The organism is Salinibacter grassmerensis (assembly GCF_947077765.1).
Lineage (GTDB): Bacteria > Bacteroidota > Rhodothermia > Rhodothermales > Salinibacteraceae > Salinibacter > Salinibacter grassmerensis.
Map to the genome: position 1 here is coordinate 1 of NZ_CAMTTF010000019.1, position 743 is coordinate 743.

1 protein-coding gene is annotated in these 743 nt (G+C 63.4%); it reads right to left on the minus strand.

The window, feature by feature from the left end; translation table 11 throughout:
• Window positions 1–743: EF-Tu C-terminal domain-related protein (locus tag OJB03_RS15560; RefSeq protein ID WP_263789000.1), on the minus strand; the 743-nt coding region annotated here is incomplete at both ends.

A 743-nucleotide genomic window follows, 5' to 3' on the forward strand; every position in this document is an offset into this window, starting at 1 on the left:
CCCTCCCGAATCGCAAACCGAAGCCCCTCCTCCAGGGCCACCGGCTCAATCAAGCTCCCCTCAAACGTCGCGTTGTCCCCCGGCATCACCATCTCTACCCCCTCCTGCAACTCAATCGACCCGGTCACGTCCGTCGTCCGGAAGTAAAACTGCGGCTGATACCCGTCGAAGAACGGCGTGTGCCGCCCCCCCTCCTCCTTGCTCAGCACGTACACCTCACACTCAAACTCCTTGTGCGGCGTCACCGTCCCCGGCTCGGACAGCACCATCCCTCGCTTGATCTCCTCCTTCTCGATCCCGCGAAGCAGAATGCCGGCGTTGTCCCCCGCCTCCCCCTCCTCCAGGGTCTTGTTGAACATCTCAATGCCGGTGACCACCGAGTCCATCTTCTCCTCCTGCATCCCGACAATCTCAATCTCGTCCTGCAGCTCGATCCGGCCCCGCTCGATCCGGCCGGTCACCACCGTCCCCCGGCCCGTGATCGAAAAGATGTCCTCCACCGGCATCAAGAACGGCTTCTCCACGTCCCGCTCCGGCGTCGGAATGTACTCGTCGACCGCCGCCATCAGCTCCATGATCTTCTCCTCGTGCTCCTCGTTGGACTCGAGGGCCTGAAGCGCCGAGCCCCGCACCACCGGCACCTCGTCGCCGGGAAACTCGTACTCGGTCAGAAGCTCCCGGACCTCCATCTCCACCAGCTCCAGCAGCTCCGCGTCGTCGACCAGGTCGGTCTTGTTCATGAA